This window comes from Maribacter zhoushanensis, assembly GCF_029350975.1.
GTDB classification, from domain to species: Bacteria; Bacteroidota; Bacteroidia; order Flavobacteriales; family Flavobacteriaceae; genus Maribacter; species Maribacter zhoushanensis.
In genome coordinates this window covers 1-16435 of the sequence record NZ_JARKMR010000005.1, presented here as the reverse complement: position 1 = coordinate 16435, position 16435 = coordinate 1, and the positions used below count along the sequence as shown (strand labels likewise).

Below are 16435 nucleotides of genomic sequence, written 5' to 3'. Positions count from 1 at the left end.
AATTAGGTTCTATATTAATTACAGCCGCAGCCGCCACCAGTCTTACCTCCGTTTGCACCAACCGCTGCTTCCCTATAAGAATGCATGGTCGTTAAATTCCTGTCTACCTTTTTATCTTGTAGAACCATATCTGGATCATTAATATTTATTTTCTCGTATTCTTTCAACACGGTACAGCTACTAAACGATGCTGCAATCAACGTAAAAATTAAAACCTTTTTCATTCTATGGTATTTATTTCAATATTCTTAGAAGCTGTAATATTTCCTTTATCATCAATAATAATACATTCTACTTGTGGCAATTGCTCAATTCTATTTAAACCAACCTCTATACCCATAACAAATACAGATGTTGCCAAGGCATCTGCCAGTTCTGCCTTTGGTGCAAATACAGTAACACTTATAATACCTGTTGCAGGGTAGCCACTTCGAGGATCAATAATATGGGTATATCTTACATCATTAATATTCACATACTTTTCATAATTGCCAGATGTTACCACCGCCCCATTAGTAATTGGCAATAGCGCGAAGACCTTGTTTTTATCCATAGGGTTGGTAATGGCAACCTTCCACTCTTTACCATCGGGTTGTTTTCCCCAAGTATTCATATCACCAGAAGCATTTATAATTCCGGCAACCACGCCTTTAGAAATTAGTAGTTCTTTTGCCTTGTCTGCAGCATACCCCTTACCAATGGCTCCAAAACCAATTTTCATTCCTGTTAACTTAAGAAAGACGGTATGTTTGTCTTTATCTAAAATTATATTATGATAGCCTACTTTAGAAACCGATGCTTTTACCATAGCATCTTTGGGCATTGTAGTCATGCTGCCATCAAACTTCCAGATTTTATCCATAGAGGCATAACTAATATCAAAAGCACCATCTGTCAGCTTAGAAATACCTATGCCCCTCTGTATTAAATTTAATAATTCGGCATCAACCTTGACCGGTTTAATTCCAGCATTTCTATTAATTTCTGATGTTTGTGAATCTGGGTTCCAAGAAGACATTAGGTTTTCTATTCTCTTTATTTCATTGATAGCCAAATCTATATACTCATCTCCTTCAACAGGATCTTTAGCAACGACCGTAATATCAAATCGGCTACCCATTAATTTCATGGTACGCTTAAAAGGCTCTTGGGCAAATAGTTGCCCAACAGAAATTATCATCAATATGAGAAATAGTTTTTTCAAGCTATTCTATGAATGAATTTAGTTCTGCAATGTATTGTTCTGGTGAAAGTTTCTTGTAACTGGTTTCACCATAAACTTCACCTTCTGCATTCATTACAACAACAAATGGGAATATACCTTGCCTATTGTACTTTTCTGCCAGAGCTTTATTTTTATTCAATTGCTCCTTTGGTAATGCATTGCTCTTTCTACGCGGAAAGTCTGCTTGCAACATCACATAATGTTTATCCGCATACTCTTTAAACTTATCTGTAGACCATACCGCCCTATCTAATTTAATACAAGGCGCACACCAATCTGAACCTTGAAATACCAATATAATAGGCATCTCATTTGTTTTGGCTATATCTTTGGCTACGTTTAGGTCTGTCTGCCAATCTTGTGCAATTACAGTCCCTAAACTGGTCAATAAAAATAGTAGTAACAGCATATAACTCCTCATAATCTTATTTTTCTTTGAACTACCAATTAGTCTACTTTTATACTAGTACCTATCTTTTCTAATTCCTTTTTTTACCTTACTCCCCTATCAGGCTAAACGCACCTTTGGTCAAAAATTGTGCTCCTTCATCAAAATTCGTCGTGTTTTCTAATGCCGTGAAATCATTATATGTACTTAAAGTCCTCACGGAAGTCTGCTTAAAATAATAATTATCGTCTTTTTTCTCATCTAATAGTAGTACATACGATTCGTTATCGACCACAACAATAGCGGCTGATGGTAATGATATTTTCTTTGATGTAGCGGTAATAATATTTGCCTCAACGAACATACCGGTAAGAAAGTTAGCTTCGTCTTCATTTTCTATATGTGCATGAACTTTTATGGTTCTATTTTCTCCTATAGATGTGCCTACCAAATGAACTTCTGCCGTATATAATTCTTTTGATGCCTCTGGTATTTTAAATTCTACTCGCTGATCCTTTTTTACTTTCATAATATCTTTTTCAAATACTGATAGTTCTAGGTGAATATGGTCATTATTAATGATTTCCATAATAGAAGTTGCGGGAGAAACATAGGTACCTTTTGAAACATTTACACTTGTAATACTACCGGATATAGGCGCATAAATAGAAGCTACCGAACTTATAATTCCTTTTTCTACTTGACTTGGAGATATATTCAACATGCCTAATTGCTTCCGTAGCCCGTTGTATTTTGCTACTCCTGTTTTATATTCACTCTCTGCTTTTAAAAAACTTTTCTGAGATGTAATGTTTTCGGCTACCATAGTTTGCTGACGTTCGTATTCTGCCTTTAAGTAGCTCAACTGCCCGTTGACCTCCATATACTCTTGTTGCAAGGATACAAACTCCGGATTTTCAATGGTAACCAACAATTGTCCTTTTTTAACTTTATCACCGATTAACAAAGGTGTTGCCTTTATGTAACCGCCCATGGTAGCACTTACTACCGCTCTATTCTCCGGTGGCACATCTATCATGCCCGACGTGGTTACCATTACCGGGAAGTTACTTTCTGCAATTTCACCCAAACTCATTTTACTTTGATTGAACTGTGATTTTGTTATTTTAATTCGATCATCTACTTGCTTACTAGATGTAGTATTCTCACTTGTTTTGCTTTCTTTATCTCCACAACTTGAAATAATTGCGAAAAAGAAAAACAACACTATTTTATATCTATTTTTTTGCATGATTCCCTATTTATAAGGTTAAGAAATTAATATCAACGACAGCTTCATTATAAGCTTTCAATTCATTTAGATAGCCCAATTTTATATCATAAGCACTTTCTAAACTTTGTATATATTGATAGAAATCTATTTCTCCATTTTTAAAGCTAATACTCGCCGTTTTTAATATTTCATCGGATAACTCTGCGCCTTCATTTTCATAATAGTTTAATGAGTTTTGTAGTTGCAACAATTGTTGTAACAAGATTTCTTGCTTAGCTTTTATCTGGATTTTATATGCAACAGACTCAGTTACCACTCTTTCTTGAGCAATTTTTGACGCCTTAATTTTAGAAGTGTTACCACCGAACAATAACGGAATTTTGAGTCCTAATTGATAGCCAAATAGATTATCGTTCAATTCTGAATTTGAACCTTGAAAATAGGACAAACTAATATCCGGTAATAGTTGCTGTTTGCTAAAACTACGTTCTGCAGCCAATAATCGCATATTATTTTCGTAATAAACAGATTCAGGTGAAGCATCTACATTTACATCTTGAATGTCAACCTTCAAGTTCATTTCTTCTGAAATAACCAGACTATCTTCTACCTGAATTAATTGCAACAAATTGGCATAAGCAGCGGCTACATGTTGAACTGCTTGTTGATAGTCTAAACTTATCTTTCGCTGTTTAGAAGCTGCGGTAATTTTTTCAAGATAATTGGTTTCACCTAATTCAAATTTTCTAGCTGCCACCTTTGAAAAATTGGCATACAAACTATCTAATCGTTTATATACTTTTACTTGTTCTCGAGCAATTTGATAGTTGTAATAACCTCTTGTAACATCTCTAGTTATTGCCTTGCGCTGAATATTATATTCGCTTTGCATCAAACGATTTTTTACCTTATTAACCTTTTTTTCAGAAAAATAAGCAGTAGGAAAACGAAAATCTTGCTGTACGCCAAATACCTTTAATGGAACATTGTTGATAGCTAAATTGTTTTCATCATATTCATAATACGCATGTGTTTTATTGAAAAAAAATGCACTATTGATCAACGCTTTAGATTCATCTACCCTTAATCTACTTGCTTTTAAACCCATGTTGTTTTCAATTGCCAAGGGTATTAATTCAATAAGATTTTGACTATTTGATTCTTGTGCAGATACACCCACAGAAATAAGCAACGCAATAAAAGCAATACCATTTTCTAATGTTGTTTTTGGTATAGGCTTTCTTGAATGATTATGTTTCTCAAACATAGAATATAGTACAGGCAAAACTACCAAAGTCAATATTGTGGCAGTAAATAGACCACCTATAACGACAGTTGCCAGAGGTCTTTGCACTTCTGCACCCGCATTTGTAGATATTGCCATGGGTAAGAAACCAAGTGCAGCGGCAGATGCTGTTAGCAATACTGCTCGCAAGCGATCTTTTGCGCCTTGTTTTATTAAATCGTCTAAACTGTTAAAAGAGTATTTTTTCAACTCTTTAAAATGTTCTATCAATACAATACCATTTAAAACGGCTATACCAAAAAGGGCGATAAAGCCTACACCTGCAGAAATACTAAAGGGCAAACCTCTCATCCATAATAACAATACACCACCAACTGCTGCCAACGGAATTGCGGAATAAATAATTAGGGCTTCTTTTACCGAATGAAACGCAAAATACAATAGAACAAAAATGAGTATTAAGGCTATAGGTACGGCTACCAAAAGTCGGTTACGGGCACTTTGTAAATTTTCAAATTGACCACCGTATGTAATGGTATAGCCTGCAGGTAAATTTATATTTTCAACAATGAGTTTTTGAACATCATCTACCACCGATTGCAAATCGCGATTGCGCACATTTACACCAACTACAGTTCGTCTCTTTGTATCATCTCTAGATATTTTAGCCGCCCCTTTTTTATAACTGATGTTAGCCAACTCATTTAGCGGAATTTTACCTCCGTTGGGCAAATCAACAAATAAGTTTTTAAGATCTTCAATATCTTGACGTTTTGCTTTATCTAACCGCACAACCAAATCAAAACGCTTTTCTCCTTCAAAAACATTACCAGCCGTTTTGCCCGCAAAACCCATAGAAACTAAATCATTCAGTTCTTGAATATTTAATCCGAAGCGGGCAATTTTGGCGCGATCATAATCAACACTCATTTCAGGTAGACCAGCTATTTTTTCTACACTGACATCTGCGGCACCTTCAACATCTTTTATCAATGTACCTATTTCATTTCCTTTTTTAGCCAATACGTCTAAATCAGGACCAAAAATCTTTATGGCTATATCTGCACGTACACCGGTAATAAGCTCATTAAAACGCATTTCTATTGGTTGCGTGAATTCTACTTCCATCCCCGGAATAATGGCTAATGCTTCTTTAAATTTATCTGCTAATTCATCTTTAGATTTTGCACTTGTCCACTCCCCTTTCGGAGCCAATTTTATGATGACATCACTTTCTTCCATAGACATAGGATCAGTAGGTACTTCGGCAGCTCCAATTCTGGTGACTACCTGCTGAACCTCAGTAAACTCGTCAAGTAAAATCTTCTCAATTTTAGTAGTTATCTCTACAGTCTTACTTAATGATGTTCCTGTTTTTAATACGGGCTGAATTACAAAATCGCCTTCATCTAAAGTTGGCACAAACTCGCCACCCATAGTAGTATACAAAACAGTTGCCCCTAAAAGAAATAATGCTGCAATGCCCAATACCAATTTCTTGCTTTGTAAAGCCCAATTTATAATTGGCTCATATTTCTTATTCAACCATTTCATTAAACGAACAGATATGTTTTTATCTGATTCCTTTGATGGTTTTAGAAAAATGGATGCAGCTACCGGTACATAGGTAAAACATAAAATCATTGCTCCAATTAATGCGAAACTAAAGGTTAACGCCATAGGTTTGAACATTTTACCTTCTACCCCACTTAAAGAAAGAATAGGAATAAAAACGATTAATATGATCAACTGCCCAAAAATGGCAGAATTCATCATTTTAGATGCCCCGTTAAAGGTAATCTCATCTTTAAATTGTTGTTGCTCTACTTTTGCCAAACCATTAATTTCTTGCTGTTTTCTAGTAATTTCAAAGGCAATAAATTCTACAATAATTACGGCACCATCTATAATAATACCAAAATCTATGGCGCCTAAACTCATTAAATTGGCATCAACACCGAAAATATACATGAGTGATAATGCAAATAACAAACACAAAGGAATTACAGATGCCACCACCAAACCTGATCTAAAATTACCGAGTAGTAATACCACCACAAAAATGACTATTAAACACCCTAATATTAGGTTTTCACTAACGGTAAAGGTTGTTTTGGCTATAAGTTCGCTCCGTTCTAAAAACGGATTAATATATACTCCCCTTGGCAACGAAGTTGATATTTCAGCAACACGTTCCTTTACTGCCTCAATTACCTTTTTAGAGTTTGCATCTTTCAACATCATGACCTGTCCCAGCACCTTCTCGCCTTCCCCATTACCTGTAATAGCGCCAAAACGAACCGCACTTCCAAAATCTACGGCAGCAACATCTTTAATATAAATTGGTAGTCCATCTTTAGTGGTAATAACAATATTTTGAATATCCTCAAGAGACGAGACCAACCCTTCTCCACGAATAAAGAAAGCCTGATTCACTTTTTCAATATACCCACCACCAGAAACACTATTGTTGGTTTCCAGTGCTTTAAAAACATCACTTGCAGTGATATTCATGGCATTGAGTTTTTGGGTATTTATAGCAACCTCATATTGTTTTAGAAATCCGCCCCAGGTATTTACCTCCACCACACCGGGTATACCAGACAATTGTCGCTTAACAATCCAATCTTGTATGGTTCTTAGTTCGGTCGTGGTATACTCATTTTTATACGCTGGCTCTACCTCTAAAACGTATTGGTAGATTTCACCCAGCCCGGTTGTAATCGGTCCCATTTGTGGCGTACCAAAACCGGCTGGAATTTTCTCTGTTGCAGAAGCAATCTTTTCAGCAATTAACTGCCTAGGTAAGTATGTCCCTAAATCATCTTCAAAAACAATAGTAACCACAGATAAACCAAACTTAGATACTGAGCGAATTTCTTTGACACCGGGTAAGTTTGCCATTTCTAATTCTACAGGATATGTGATGAATTGCTCCATATCTTGCGTAGATAAATTACGTGAAGTTGTAATTACCTGAACCTGATTATTGGTAACATCTGGTACCGCCCCAATTGGTATTTGCGAAAGTGCAAAGAGCCCGTACCCAATAATAAATACGGTAAACAAAAGAATAATAAGCTTATTCTTTAAGCTGAAATTAATGATATGTGATAGCATCTTTTCATATAAATCAATGTGAATTGTTCAAATTCATTAACATAAATCTGAACTAAAAAATTAAAAAAAACCGATTGTTTTATGAAAAGCGTGGCGGCTGTAAAATGCCCTGTACGTGTAAAGATGAAGATGGTGATTGATAATAGAAATTTGAATCTGTATAATCAAGTACTTCTACTTCGTTTAATTCTGATTTGTATCTGGTAAAAATAACATCTGCTATACAAATATGCGATGCTCCACTATGATTGAAGGGTAATTTTTCGTGATCTTTCTTTTCTTCTTGATGATCACGTTGGTGATCAGCTTTCAATTCACCATAATGCTTAGAAAGAAAAACTATTATATTATCTCCATATTGTTCATTATGAAATTGTGCGTGCTCGATCAATTCATCTAACTGTACAATATCATCATAATGCACACCAAAGCTTTGTAGCATGATGAGCGATGATAACAGTATGGAAAACAGTTTGTTCACTTCAGTAAAATTAATAAAATTATTAGTGAATATTATTTAAAATCACTTTAAACTAAATATGCTTAAGCTTTAGAATAATTAATCTTTTTCATCATCAGTTAAGTGATAAACATCTCTAAGTACTGAAATGACCATACCTTCATCATAGGTTTCTAAATCATATCTAATTCTAAGTTTTGTACCTAATGGTGCGTAATAATAAACGCGCCAAGCATCACCTTCACCAAGACCTATACAGCCATTTGAATATGCCTTACCCAATGTTTTTGGGTTTGTTGTAGGATGAATCATCTGACCGTTTCTAATATTATTTATTTCAGTCTCAATCCAAGGAATCTGTGGCATCATAGTGGTTTTACCATCATCTCTTCTGGTAATATAAAACCGTTTTCCATTTACCGGATTGTAAAAATCTGGATGCTTTGCATGCCTTACTATTGTTCCCTTTCCTGTTTTTGTTCGTAAATCTGTTACACGATCCCCAAACTTTAAATAACGCTCTCGATATTGCCCCACCCTAACCGGAAACGTTTCTAATAAAACAGAATCTTGATAGATACGTAATTTGTATTCTGGTATGTTAACATCAATTTCTGTAGTTGCAAATTCTTCTAAAATTTTACAAGCTACTAATGAATCGGGGACTATTAACTTACTGCCTTTTGGCAACACTATCATTTGCTTTTGATCATAAACAAAAGAATCTCTTGCCATCATTCTATAATAATCCGTATGCGCCAAAGTATCTATTATCCAAGGGTTATTACGAACCAATAAATGCTCAGTTAACGAATATGGTACCAGTGTATCATACTTGCTCACTACTGAATCCATAAACTGAAAATAACTACCTACCTTTATATTTTTCAAGACTTTAATTTGTTCAATCTTCTTTAACTCTTTTTTATCTGCTAGTAATACATTGGTACTATCTATTGGCAAAGCACCTATATCGCCCTTGTTTTCAAACTGACAAGAAGTAATAAAAACTGAAATAATGATTAGTAAAATTATTTTCAAAAAACTGATTTTAAACATTTTATACTATTATTATTGTAACTAACAATTAAAATATTTTAAACTGAACGCATTTGTTTCTTTTCACCAAACCACCATCTTGTTCTCATTGGTCTTTTAGTTAGTTTAAATCTTTTTACCGCGTGCTCTTTAAGATGTTCTTTCATTTCTTCTACAGAATCCGTTAAGAACATCAAATCCATATCTTTCTTTGATATACTTTCGTTTTCTGCCATTACCTGTATGTGATGGTATAATTCTTTATGATATTCTTTTCCAAAAATGATTACCGGAAAATCTTGTATCATTTTTGTCTGTATCAACGTTACAGCCTCAAAAAGTTCATCTAACGTACCTATACCTCCAGGCAATACCACAAATGCAAAGCTATATTTAAGCAACAAAAACTTTCTGATAAAGAAATAGGGAATATTAATCCATCTATGCAAATACGGATTTGGTTTCTGTTCATGAGGTAGTATAATATTACAACCTATTGAATAGCCGTTATTAAGGTAAGCTCCTTTGTTCGCTGCTTCCATAACTCCTGGTCCACCGCCGGTCATGACCGTGAACCCCATTTCTGATACAGCTTTACCTACATCTACCCCTAATTTATAATATTGATTATCTTCCTTAAAACGTGCGGAACCAAATACGGTAACACACGGGCCTATAAAATGTAACTTTCTAAATGCTCTAATAAATTGATACTGTACCTTAAACGTAAACCACAATTCTTTAAACCTACTTCGTGGTCCATCAAGAAAGGCACGTTCTCCACTTAAAAGGAAAGGACTAGTATTTACTTCGTTTTGCATCTAGGACAGAAAATTAACAACAGAGTCAAATGTACTTGTTACTAACAAAGATGAAAATGACTTATCTCATGTTTATAATATGAGATAAGTCATTTTTAAAACTCTTTACCCTATCTATTTTTGGTTCTTTAATTAAAAAACAAAAGTTTTACTTGTATCTTTAAAAGCATCTGGTAATTACACTTTAAAAAATCAAAAAAGAGAAACATATGGGCATATATTGTTATTATGACCTAATAATTATCAACTTCAAACTAAAGTGTCAGATTTTTATATTGAAAGACCAAATCCATTAAGAATCCTATAAATTTGTTAAACACTAATCCCTTTTATTCGTGAGTAAAGCTATATATATTGTTACTACAGAGCCCAACAGTGGAAAATCAATTGTTTCACTAGGTCTCATGCAACTTCTATTGGGCAGAACTGCTAAAGTCGGCTATTTTAGACCTATTATAGACGAAGTTCCAAATGGTAAGACAGACAACCATATTGACACTGTTTTAAGCTACTTCAATGTAGATATGAAACCTGAAGAGGCTTTTGCATATACTCGTAGCCAGGTGGTTCAATTAAAAAACCAAGATAAAGACGATGAAATTGTAGGGCATATTATACACAAGTATAAAACCATAGAAAACAAGTTCGATTTCGTTTTAGTTGAAGGAACTGATTTTTCTGGAGAAGGCGCAATAATTGAATGGGATATCAACGTGCTTATTGCAAAAAACTTAGGTATACCCGCAGTAATTCTAGCAAGCGGAAAAAATAAAACTTTAGATGAACTAGTGGGTAACCTATACATGGCCTATGATTCTTTTAAAGAAAAAGGTGTAGACGTCCTGTTAATAGTAGCAAACAAAGTACAACCAGAAAATGTTACTATTGTCTCTAACGGATTAAAAGAAAAATTACCTGATGATGTTTTAGTAGGCACCATACCTGTAAACACTATTTTAGGTAGCCCTACATTAAAAGAAATTGCCCAAGAATTAGATGCCAAGATTCTTTTTGGTGAAGATTATATTAACAATCAAGTAGGAAGCTTTAGTGTTGGTGCAATGCAATTACGTAATTACATTACACATTTAAAAGATGATAGTCTGGTGATTACACCTGGTGATCGTGCAGATATTATTTTAGGCGCGCTACAAGCTAACATCTCAACAAATTACCCAAGCCTTTCTGGTATTGTTTTAACCGGCGGCTTACTTCCAGAAGAATCTATCATAAAACTGATAGAAGGTCTGTCAGATATTATACCTATTCTTTCGGTTGCAAGGGGTACGTTCTATGTTACTAACAAAATTGGAACTATTAGACCACGTATATATGCTGAAAACACTGAAAAAATACAGACATCTATACAAGAATTTGAAAAGCACATTCCCACAAAAGAATTGGCTGAACGGTTAATCACCTTTAAGGCTAAGGGCATTACCCCTAGAATGTTTCAGTACAACCTGCTGCAGAAAGCTAAATCTTCTAAAAAACATATTGTGCTACCTGAAGGTTCAGATGAACGTATTTTAATGGCAACCAAAATGCTTATAGATGCCGATGCCGTTAATATTACACTTTTAGGAAATAGAGAACAAATCATCTCAAAAATTACTGAACTAGATATTGATTTAGATATCAATACTATCGCTATCATAGACCCAACGACGTCTGAACAATTTTTAGACTATGCCTCTACCCTTTTTGAATTGCGTAAGCATAAGAACGTAAACTTGGCAATGGCTAAAGATTTGATGGAAGATGTTTCATATTTTGGCACTATGATGGTTCATAAAGGGCATGCAGATGGTATGGTTTCAGGTGCGGTACATACCACCCAACATACCATTAGACCGGCACTTCAATTTATTAAAACCAAACCAGGGGTTTCTATTGTGTCCTCCATATTTTTCATGTGCTTACCCAATAGGGTTACGGTATTTGGAGACTGTGCTATTAACCCTAACCCAAACTCAGAGCAGCTCTCTGAAATTGCTATTTCATCTGCCGCTACAAGTGCCGCTTTTGGAATTGAACCTAAAGTAGCTATGCTTTCTTATTCTTCTGGTGCTTCTGGCGTTGGTGAAGATGTAGATAGGGTTAGAAAGGCAACTGAAATCATTAAAGAAAAAAGACCAGATCTTAAAGTAGAAGGTCCTATTCAATATGACGCTGCGGTAGATGCTAAAGTAGGACTCAGTAAATTGCCGGATTCTGAAGTTGCAGGGCAAGCTAGTGTGTTTATATTTCCTGATTTAAATACTGGTAACAACACATACAAAGCTGTACAACGTGAAACTGGTGCTTTGGCTATCGGACCAATGTTACAGGGTTTAAACAAACCTGTTAACGATTTAAGCCGTGGCTGTACCGTAGATGATATTTTTAACACCGTAATAATTACTGCTATTCAAGCAGAAGGATTCTAAACTCATTTTCATGAATATTTTAATTATCAACTCTGGTAGCTCATCTATAAAATATCAACTTTTAGATATGCCTTCGGCAAAGATTATTTGTCAAGGATCTATAGAGCGTATTGGTAGTACCCAAGCTATTTCAACCTATAAAACGGATACCCATAAGGTTCAAAAAACCTATGAAATTACAACTCACAAAGCTGGTCTGGAGCGAATTACTTCTCTTTTGCTTGATGCTGAAATGGGCGTGATTAATAGTACTGAGGAAATAGATGCCATTGGTCATCGTGTGGTACATGGTGGTAAAGATTATGTTGATACTACTTTAATCAATGAAGAAGTTAAACAAAAAATAAAATCACTTTCCCCCCTAGCCCCTTTACACAACCCTGCCAATTTAGAAGGAATACTAATGGCGGAAGAAATTTTTGAATCATCTAAGCAGATCGTTGTTTTCGATACTGCCTTTCATGGTACGTTGCCCATAAAAGCTAAAAAATATGCCGTTCCCAATATCCTGTTCGAAGAAAAGAGAGTTCAGGCTTATGGATTTCATGGTACCAGCCATAAATATGTTTCTGAGAAAGCAAATGAATATTTAGGCAATCAAAATACCAAGCTCATTTCCATTCACTTGGGAAATGGTTGTAGTATTACCGCTATCAAAGATGGTAAAAGCATAGATCACAGTATGGGATTTGCACCGTCTAACGGATTGGTAATGGGTACACGAAGTGGTGATATTGACCATTCCATTATATTTTATATGGTGAATACACTTGGGTATAGTTTAGATGAAGTAAATGAACTTTTGAACAAAAAAAGTGGAATGCTAGGTCTTACAGGTTACAATGACCTACGTGATATTGAAGTAGAGGCGAGTAAAGGTAATACCGATTGCATTCTTGCCTTAGAAATGAACGCCTACCGAATTAAAAAATACATAGGTGCCTATATTGCGGCAATGAACGGTTTAGACGCTATTATTTTCACCGCCGGTATTGGAGAAAACTCCAATTTAATGCGTCAACTCGTGTGCAAGGATATGGAGTGTTTTAATCTTCACTTAGACGACTCCAAAAATGATTTAAGGTCTAAAAATGTTAGAGAAATAAACACCACGGATTCTAAGGTAAAAATTCTGGTAATCCCTACAAATGAAGAATTAGAAATTGCAAAGCAGGTATATGAGCTACTTCACTAATTTTCAATGAAATAAAATTCTTCTTTTTTTTACGCTATTATAATTTTCATATATGATTTAAATCATATGTCAGGCATTTTTAAGTATTTAAATTTATCTTGAAATATTAAATTTAATACCATGCAAAACGATAATGGAAATATTTTATTAGCGATATTAACCGGAGCTGCTATTGGTGCCGGAATAGGAATTTTATACGCACCTGATAAAGGAATTGAAACACGTCATAGAATCAAAAGAAAAGTTGAAGATACCAGTCATGATATAGCTGAAAGAGTTTCTCATGCAAAAGATGAGCTAACAAAAACCGCTAATGAACAAAAAGATGCTTTTGATAGAAAATTAGACGAGGCAATTTCAACGATGAGCTACAAGGCAGATGATATCATTGATAAGTTAGAACAAAAACTAGAAGAATTAAAAGCCCAAAACGCTCAACTACATAAATAGCAGTTATGGCTTTTGAAGAATTCAAAAATGACCTCATGGCGCTAAAAACCGAAATGGAGTCATATTTAGAACGTAGTGACGAATACTATAGACTTAAAATTTTCAAAGTCTTGTCAAAAAATGCCACTGGCATACTAAAACTTCTCTTAATAGGTTTAAGTAGTCTTTTTGCAATTTTATTTTTGTCATTTGCAGCCTGTTTATGGCTGTCTGAACTAATGAACAGTTACTTCATTGGCTTTATTATAGTAGCCGGTTTTTATATAGTTTTAGCAATAATGCTTTATATATTTAGGGAGCAGCTAAACAAACCTGTACTTAAAAAATTATCTAAATATTATTTTGACTGATTATGAGCAAGCAATACCATTCTTTTGAAGAAATAGATGAACGCTTGAAAGTTCTTAATCTACAACGTTTAATTGCCCAAGAGAGCATTAAACTGCAGTTGAACAACGCTAAAACTGATTTGGTACCACAACAATTTAGACAGGGTCTAGGAGCTACCTTTGGTAATAAAGGGACTATCAAAAGCTTAGCAATTACTTTCCTTTCCGGTAAACTGCTTGATTTTATTAAAAATAAAAGAAAACGCAACACAAAAAAATATTAGACTTTCTCTAATTTAGTACTCTTCAATAATTTTGATTTCTATATAAAATAGAAGGTTTTTGAGCTTTCTTTTTTGAGTTGCCAATGGCAATTCAATCAATTTAGATTCATGAAAAAATCCGACACTTTAGAAAAACACAATCGTTAGTCTAAAATATCGGATTCTATATTATATAATAATTATTATTCTATACGAGTTATTCCACCACGATAAACTCCGATCGTCTGTTGAGCTGATGCTTTTCCTTGCTACAGGGAACGTTGTTGCTACAATCGTTTGTAAGCTCCGTCTCGCCATAGCCTTCGTACGAGATCCTATTGCTAGGGATGCCCGCAGCGATCAGGTAATCCGCTGTTGCCTTTGCCCTGTTCGCCGATAATTTCATATTGTATGCGTCATTAGCCCTTGAATCCGTATGAGAGCGTACCTGTACGTTCACGCTAGGGTATTCGTTAAGATATGCCAGTACCTTCTCGATACTGATCCTCGCATCTTCCCTGATGAAGTACTTGTCGAAATCGAAGTAGATCGGTTCTATGTTCAGGTATTGCGCAAGGTCAGCACCTATCGGTGCGGATGGGTCCACCTGTGCAAGTACGATCTCTATACCGGTCGCATCCTCCGCCTTGACCGTCATGAACGTCTTGTTGCCTTCCTCATAGTCCGCTTTGGTAGCCACTACCTTGTAACTGCCTTCCTCGCAGTTGCCTTCCATCTCGAAAGCTCCGTTGGCATCGGTCTGTGAACTAGATACTACCTGGTTGTCCTTGTCGTATACCGTTACCGATGCATCCGTTAAAAGTACATTGGTCTTTTGGTCCTTTACTATTCCCGTGATATTTGTATGGCAGGTGAAGTCCAACGGCGTCATTTCCACAAAACTGTAGATATCGTCGTTCCCCTGTCCTCCTTTTCTGTTCGATGCGAAAAAGCCTTTCTTCGTTTCTTCGTCTATAATGTACGAGAAGTCGTCTTCCTCTCCGTTCAAGGGACGTCCTACGTTGAACACTTCTCCCCTTTCGTTCTTCAGGTCGGTCGCGAAGACATCAAGCCCTCCAAGTCCCGGATGCCCGTCAGAAGAGAAATATAATTTATCGGATTCCGTCACGAACGGAAAGGTCTCCCTTGCCTCGGTATTGATTCGTTCTCCAAGATTCTTCGGTGTACTGAATGTACCGTCCTTGTTGATGTCCACCACGTAGATATCCGATTCCCCTTTCGTGCCCGGCATGTCAGAGGCGAAGTATAGTTTCGTTTCGTCGTTGTTCAGCGTTGGGTGTGCTACAGAGTAACTGTCACCGTTAAAGGGCAGTTCTTCGATTTCGTTCCATTCGTCTTCTATTAATCGTGCTCTGTATATTTTTAGTCTACTGACTCCTTCTTCATCCCTTTCGAACTTACCATCATCGGAGTTGTTACGTGTAAAGTACATCGTCTGTCCGTCCTTGGTAAATGCCGTGGACGATTCGTGGGTCTTTTTGTTCAGTTTCTTGCTCAGTTTGTCCACATCGGTGAAATTCCCTTGGTCGTCCTGTGCAGCTTTATATAGGTTCAGAAAAGAACCGTTGTTCCATTTATGGATGTTCTTCGTTAACAGTCCGCTGTCCCTTGCCGTGGAGAATACGAGCCCCTCTTCATGGAACGAGGGCGCAAAATCCGATACCTTCGAGTTCAAACCGATGTTCTTCAGTTCGTACCTACCAGAACGTTCCTCGATCTGTTCCAGGTAGTCCTGGTTCTCTCCAAAAGTGATGGCACGTTGATCGTTCGCTTTTGCACTCTTGAACTTCTGCATCCATGTGTCGGATTCCGTATAGTTTTCCAAAGATTTTAAGGTCTGTGCGTAGCGGTACATATACTCCGGGTCGATGTCCGCGCCTTCAAGTGCGAACAGTTTGCCGTACCAGCTGGATGCCTCTTCGTAGTTTGCATTTAAATAGTTTGCGTTACCTAAATTCTTGTACACCTCTTCTTCTGTATAACCGTCCTTTACCAATTGCTCGTACGATTGTATCGCCGAGGCATAGGCATAGTTCGTGAATTTTGTATCCGCTTTACGTACTTTCTTGTCCTGTGCGCTTGCCATCATAGCCATTACCGCCAAGCCACAAAAAATATATCCTGTTTTTTTCATGTCGTTTTTTATTAAAAGAATCTTGGGGTGATCACTCGTTTGTACTTGTTCAGGAATTCATACCTCAGCATGATCTCGAAGG

General features: G+C 36.0%; 14 protein-coding genes. 5 read left to right on the top strand and 9 right to left on the bottom strand.

What is annotated here, in order from left to right; all coding sequences use genetic code 11:
* Positions 1-14: 14 nt before the first annotated feature.
* From PXD56_RS14960 to PXD56_RS14925, 8 genes are all read right to left on the bottom strand, one after another.
* Positions 15-224, bottom strand: a complete 210-nt coding sequence (locus PXD56_RS14960) for a DUF4266 domain-containing protein (RefSeq protein ID WP_276494152.1) — start codon at positions 222-224, stop codon at positions 15-17.
* A complete protein-coding gene (locus PXD56_RS14955; RefSeq protein ID WP_420828452.1) occupies positions 221-1204 on the bottom strand; it encodes an FAD:protein FMN transferase in 984 nt (327 codons plus the stop codon). Before PXD56_RS14955 ends, PXD56_RS14960 begins: the two co-directional genes overlap by 4 nt.
* 1 nt (position 1205) lies before the next feature.
* Entirely contained in the window at positions 1206-1646 is a 441-nt protein-coding gene (locus PXD56_RS14950; protein ID WP_276494151.1) for a thioredoxin family protein, read from the bottom strand.
* Between the two features lie 76 nt (positions 1647-1722).
* Positions 1723-2865, bottom strand: a complete 1143-nt coding sequence (locus tag PXD56_RS14945; RefSeq protein WP_276494150.1) for an efflux RND transporter periplasmic adaptor subunit — start codon at positions 2863-2865, stop codon at positions 1723-1725.
* 10 nt (positions 2866-2875) lie between these two features.
* Entirely contained in the window at positions 2876-7213 is a 4338-nt protein-coding gene (locus tag PXD56_RS14940; protein WP_276494149.1) for a CusA/CzcA family heavy metal efflux RND transporter, read from the bottom strand.
* Positions 7214-7292: 79 nt separating this feature from the next.
* Entirely contained in the window at positions 7293-7694 is a 402-nt protein-coding gene (locus tag PXD56_RS14935) for a hypothetical protein (protein WP_276494148.1), read from the bottom strand.
* 78 nt (positions 7695-7772) lie between these two features.
* Positions 7773-8714 carry a L,D-transpeptidase gene (locus PXD56_RS14930; RefSeq protein ID WP_276494147.1) on the bottom strand — a complete coding sequence of 314 codons (942 nt, stop codon included), beginning with the start codon at positions 8712-8714 and terminating at the stop codon, positions 7773-7775.
* 56 nt (positions 8715-8770) lie between these two features.
* Complete coding sequence (locus PXD56_RS14925; RefSeq protein ID WP_276494146.1) at positions 8771-9532, bottom strand: LOG family protein; 762 nt, start codon at positions 9530-9532, stop codon at positions 8771-8773.
* 335 nt (positions 9533-9867) lie between these two features.
* On the opposite strand from PXD56_RS14925, the gene pta reads away from it, so the two are divergent.
* From pta to PXD56_RS14900, 5 genes are all read left to right on the top strand, one after another.
* Positions 9868-11961 (top strand): phosphate acetyltransferase, encoded by a 2094-nt coding sequence (pta, locus tag PXD56_RS14920; protein WP_276494145.1) that lies wholly within the window; start codon positions 9868-9870, stop codon positions 11959-11961.
* Between the two features lie 10 nt (positions 11962-11971).
* On the top strand, positions 11972-13156 hold the full coding sequence (locus PXD56_RS14915) for an acetate/propionate family kinase (RefSeq protein WP_276494144.1): 1185 nt from the start codon (positions 11972-11974) through the stop codon (positions 13154-13156).
* 120 nt (positions 13157-13276) lie between these two features.
* Entirely contained in the window at positions 13277-13606 is a 330-nt protein-coding gene (locus PXD56_RS14910; RefSeq protein ID WP_276494143.1) for a YtxH domain-containing protein, read from the top strand.
* A 5-nt stretch (positions 13607-13611) separates the two neighbouring features.
* Entirely contained in the window at positions 13612-13956 is a 345-nt protein-coding gene (locus tag PXD56_RS14905) for a phage holin family protein (RefSeq protein ID WP_276494142.1), read from the top strand.
* A gap of 2 nt (positions 13957-13958) precedes the next feature.
* Complete coding sequence (locus tag PXD56_RS14900; protein WP_276494141.1) at positions 13959-14219, top strand: DUF6327 family protein; 261 nt, start codon at positions 13959-13961, stop codon at positions 14217-14219.
* Positions 14220-14415: 196 nt separating this feature from the next.
* Here the strand turns inward: PXD56_RS14900 and PXD56_RS14895 are convergent, their stop codons facing one another.
* On the bottom strand, positions 14416-16353 hold the full coding sequence (locus PXD56_RS14895) for an OmpA family protein (RefSeq protein WP_276494140.1): 1938 nt from the start codon (positions 16351-16353) through the stop codon (positions 14416-14418).
* Positions 16354-16435 lie beyond the last annotated feature (82 nt).

Bases quoted from the DNA above. Each gene is read 5' to 3' on its own strand.
- PXD56_RS14900 (WP_276494141.1), top strand. From the start codon at position 13,959: ATGAGCAAGCAATACCATTCTTTTGAAGAAATAGATGAACGCTTGAAA.
- PXD56_RS14945 (WP_276494150.1), bottom strand. From the start codon at position 2,865: ATGCAAAAAAATAGATATAAAATAGTGTTGTTTTTCTTTTTCGCAATT.
- PXD56_RS14895 (WP_276494140.1), bottom strand. From the start codon at position 16,353: ATGAAAAAAACAGGATATATTTTTTGTGGCTTGGCGGTAATGGCTATG.
- PXD56_RS14905 (WP_276494142.1), top strand. From the start codon at position 13,612: ATGGCTTTTGAAGAATTCAAAAATGACCTCATGGCGCTAAAAACCGAA.
- PXD56_RS14925 (WP_276494146.1), bottom strand. From the start codon at position 9,532: ATGCAAAACGAAGTAAATACTAGTCCTTTCCTTTTAAGTGGAGAACGT.
- PXD56_RS14950 (WP_276494151.1), bottom strand. From the start codon at position 1,646: ATGAGGAGTTATATGCTGTTACTACTATTTTTATTGACCAGTTTAGGG.
- PXD56_RS14910 (WP_276494143.1), top strand. From the start codon at position 13,277: ATGCAAAACGATAATGGAAATATTTTATTAGCGATATTAACCGGAGCT.
- PXD56_RS14940 (WP_276494149.1), bottom strand. From the start codon at position 7,213: ATGCTATCACATATCATTAATTTCAGCTTAAAGAATAAGCTTATTATT.
- PXD56_RS14915 (WP_276494144.1), top strand. From the start codon at position 11,972: ATGAATATTTTAATTATCAACTCTGGTAGCTCATCTATAAAATATCAA.
- PXD56_RS14960 (WP_276494152.1), bottom strand. From the start codon at position 224: ATGAAAAAGGTTTTAATTTTTACGTTGATTGCAGCATCGTTTAGTAGC.